We start from the raw sequence: 3,775 nt of genomic DNA, 5'->3' as shown, positions 1-3,775 counted from the left end.
TAACCCACCTACCAGGGGCTTCTTGCTGTTCAGAAGGGGTTCGGGGAGACCGGTACGGGGCTGTGACCTGCACCTTCAGGATGAAAAAGGCTCACTCCATGCTTCGCGCAACTCCGATCCCCCAGGGCGTACACATGCTGCTGAACATTCTGGTGGCTTGCCTCACCGCAGCCGCGACCATCGCCGCCGTCCTAGCGGCTCGCCTGGAGTGGCGGGTGCAGCCGCAACATACTTGGTTGGTGCGCCATTCCAGGGAGTTGAATCCATCCCTCAAGGATCCGAGTGCGAAACATATGTTGAAGCCAAGTGATGAGCACACAGACCACGTCTCTGTCTTCTGCGAAGGAGACGCTATCGTCCATGATGTGTCGGTGGAGTTCGTGGGCTGCACACCCATGACGCCTTGGCAGGAACGATGGAGAAGCGTCATGACCGGGGGCGCCGATCCGGTTAAAGCTGCAGTTAGGGTTCCTGCTCAGGAACAAGGAGACGCCTGGGTCGAGATCCAGTGGACTACACTCCGGCCGCTTCGTCGACACGGCTGGCGGCAAAGCATGAGGCCGAACCTTCGCTACCAGCGATGGTCCTGGAAGTTTTCATCCCTGCGCCTACAAAAGCGTCACGAGGAAAGCCTGTTCGGTTATCGATGGGTGCGAACAAAAGGCGCTTGGAAGGACGTCAAGGACCATCCTCTGCATAAAATTCCCCGCAGTGAACCTCACTAAGAGTATTATTTTCTGGGGTGCAAGACAGCCTCCAACGCGAAATGTCTCCTAAGGCTATGCGTAGTCGCTGGGGGCGTAGCGGTTCCAGGTCCCGCCAGCCTGGGCAACGACTCGGGTGGTGGTCTTGTCGTGGAACCCCAGCGCTCGAGCGATGACCGGTGCGGGGGCCTGGAGCACGAGTTGGCGCAGTGCGGAGGAGCGCACCGCTGTTCCGGGGATGCCGATGTCGCGGATCAGGTCGGCGAGGCTGTGCGGGTGAAGAGGGCGCCCTGCCCGAGTACCCGGGAAAAGCCAGGAAACGCCGCCGTTCGCGGTGTTGATGTTGGCTCGCTCCGCTGCGGCCCGCAGCAGCAGGTCAGCGAACGGTTCGGGGACCGGAGTCGGTGGGTCTCCGAGGCGAATGAGCACCTGGCCGTCGGTGTCCTTGGTGATGTCGTCGGTGGTCAGCAGGACAATGCGGCTCGCGGGTTGAGCGAAGAGCAGCATCAGGCAGGCCGCTGCCCGGGAGCGCAAGGGGCCTGCCTTCTCGTCCAGGACCCGGCGTAGGAGTTCGAGCCGTCGATGCTGGGTGAGCCGTTGGCCTTCGGTGATCGCCAGCCGGGGGAAGGTCAGCTTCGCGGGGGTGCGGCTGGTGTCGCGCGCCCAGGTCAGGAAGGCCCTCAAAGCGCGTTGTTGGTGCAGGGGGTGTGTGACGTGCCAACGGTCGATCTCAGCCTGACCCACCACTCCCAGAGCCAGATCCTGCTCATCCAGCCAGATGAGGAACTCGTGGGCTCGGTTGAACTGCTGCGCTGCGTGCATCCCAGTGCTGGGGGTCAAGGGCCGGCGCTCGGCTCGTGCGCGGAGCTTGGGCATCTGGTGCCAGGTCGCGAACTGCTCTAGGAGCGGAAGGTGCGACTGGCCGTGGAGCTCGCTGAAGCGGCGGTGCAGCCAGCTCTCGTAGTGCAGCAGGTACTTGTCGGCCCGGGGCAGGAGAGCGCAGGCCATGAGCAGGTCGCGCAGGTGTGCGGCGGCCCGCCACTCGGGGTGTTCGCGGAAAGCCCGATGGGTGAGTGGCAGGCTGCCCTCCGCCAGCTCGCGCAGGAGCAGGCGGGCTTTGGGGCCACGGATCCAGGCTGAGGCGCTCCGGTGCCGGGGCATGGCCAGGATCGCTTCCCGCAGCGGCTCCAACTGCGGATTCGGCCGCCCGGTGCCGTCGTCCAAGAGCGCGTCCACCTTCTCGGCCAGGGTGCAGGGTCTACCCACCGTTCGGATCGATCCGGGCGCTCTTGGGCCGCAGCGGAACGACTCCGTCGGCCGAGCCCGCCGTTTCGCCGGTGGCGGTGCGCCGCGGGGCGGCGTTCTCGGCCCGGGTGGCGATGAGGTCGGCGGGGGTGCACTCGAAGATGTCGCAGAGCGCGGCCAGGACCGGCAGGGAAAGCCGTTCGGGGCTCTGGGTGACTAGGCGCCAGACCTGGACCGAGGACAACGCGATGCCGCGTTCGGCCAAAGGGCGGGAGAGGTCGGTGGCGGTGAACATGCCGTGTTCGGCCATGACCTCCCGCAACCGCCATTGGTAGCTGACCTGCCGCTTCATCGCTTCGTCCTTCCGGTGTCCAGGGCCGTCTTCATCGTGGCATCCATCGCCTTGCGCAGGGTCCGGGTGCGAAAGTCCGAGGAGACGCAGGTATAGAGGGAGGTGGTGGAGGCGTGTTCGTGGCCGACCTGTTCTTGGACGAACCGGGGGTCCCAGCCGTCCTCGATCAGGTGCGTGACATAGGAGCGCCGCAGTGAGTGCAGGTCCAGGCCCGGGTCGAGGCCGATCGCGTCACGGTAGGCGGCGAAGCGGGTGTTCATCTGCGAGAACCCGATGCGGGGCCCGCGCTCGGAGGGCCACAGCGCCGGGGAGTCGGCGTGGGTGCAGGCCGGGCGGGCTTCCTCGACCCACTGGTCCAGCACGTCCACGATCCAGTCCATCCCGCCGATCCCCTCGCGCGGGCCGACGGTCAAGACGCTGCGGCGCTTGGGCGGTGAACCCTTCATGGCCTTGCCCCAGCGCACGTAGCAAACGCCGTAGCCGCCGAACTCGCGGGCGTGGGGGTTGGGGCCGAAGTCGGCCAGGTCGAGCATGCGCACCTCGCGGCGGCGGAGCCCGTAGGCGTAGGCGGTCTTGAACAGGGTGGCGTCGCGGAAGGCGGGCAGCCAGCCCTTGCGGCCGGCCCCGCGCACCCGGTGGACCTGGTCGTCGGCGTGGTCGAAGAAGGCCAGGAGTTCAGCGCGGGTGAAGGCCCTCTTGGAGGGGTCGGCTTCGGATTCTTGCAGGTGGTGGGCGGTGTTCCACTCGTGGCAGACCTGGACGGGGTGGGTGCCGAACCTCTTCTCGCACTCGGCGGCCCAGTCGTAGGCGGGGTCGGTGAGGAAGGCGCAGAAGGAGCGGACGGCCTCGGCGTAGTTGCGCAGGGTGGACTGTTTCAGGTGGCGGACGGCTCGCAGGTCCCCGAGCCACTCGTCGACCATCTGCGCAGACCACTGCCAGGGGAAGGCGTCAGCGTGGCGGGTGAACGCCTGCACCGCGTTGTGGCGACCCTCGATCGTGGACAGGGCCAGGTTGCGGGCCATCTGCTGATTGCGCCAGCCTTCCAGCATCGCCTCGGCGACCTGTTCCTCGGGGCGCAGCAGCGTGGTCCCACCGACCAGATGCAGCCCCGCCGCCCCTGGCACCGTGCCGTTTCGGGTCACGCTCCGCCACCTTCCACCGATTACATCAAACGAAAGGATCTTTCATCAGAAGTAATCGGTTGGCAAATTCGCAGGTGAGAACGGGGTTCCTGGAGCCTCAGGCGGGCGCTAGTCTGGCGGTCCTCCTCCTGGAGCAGCGCGGGAAGCCCTCCAGGTCAGCGTGTTTCGCCGGATGTGTCGGGTGGTCGGTGACTTCACCTGATGAAATAGCGGTTCCTTAGAGGATTACTACAGGATTTAGAGCTCATCTCATTTGGTGAGTCTGCGGAAGCAAATCAATGTGCAGGCGATGCCGGCGAACGCGAGGAAGTGCTCAGCCTTGCGCTCGTAGC

General features: G+C 65.8%; 4 protein-coding genes. 1 reads left to right on the top strand and 3 read right to left on the bottom strand.

The features are described 5' to 3' along the window. The first annotated feature begins 134 nt into the window (after positions 1-134). Entirely contained in the window at positions 135-725 is a 591-nt protein-coding gene (locus ABZ717_RS28455) for a hypothetical protein (RefSeq protein WP_358516319.1), read from the top strand. A 54-nt stretch (positions 726-779) separates the two neighbouring features. Here the strand turns inward: ABZ717_RS28455 and ABZ717_RS28450 are convergent, their stop codons facing one another. Genes ABZ717_RS28450 through ABZ717_RS28440 form a run of 3 tightly spaced genes read right to left on the bottom strand, consistent with a single transcriptional unit; the run spans position 780 to position 3,443 of the window. Next, complete coding sequence (locus ABZ717_RS28450; protein ID WP_358516316.1) at positions 780-1,970, bottom strand: hypothetical protein; 1,191 nt, start codon at positions 1,968-1,970, stop codon at positions 780-782. Further along, positions 1,963-2,301, bottom strand: coding sequence for a helix-turn-helix transcriptional regulator (locus ABZ717_RS28445; RefSeq protein WP_358516313.1), 339 nt, complete (start codon positions 2,299-2,301; stop codon positions 1,963-1,965). The genes ABZ717_RS28450 and ABZ717_RS28445 overlap by 8 nt, the downstream gene beginning before the upstream one ends. Then, positions 2,298-3,443 carry a site-specific integrase gene (locus ABZ717_RS28440; protein WP_358516310.1) on the bottom strand — a complete coding sequence of 382 codons (1,146 nt, stop codon included), beginning with the start codon at positions 3,441-3,443 and terminating at the stop codon, positions 2,298-2,300. Before ABZ717_RS28440 ends, ABZ717_RS28445 begins: the two co-directional genes overlap by 4 nt. Between the last annotated feature and the right edge of the window lie 332 nt (positions 3,444-3,775).

Origin of the sequence: Nocardiopsis sp. NPDC006832, assembly GCF_040635885.1 — a bacterium.
Lineage (GTDB): Bacteria > Actinomycetota > Actinomycetes > Streptosporangiales > Streptosporangiaceae > Nocardiopsis.
This window is presented reverse-complemented; position numbering and strand designations above follow the sequence as displayed.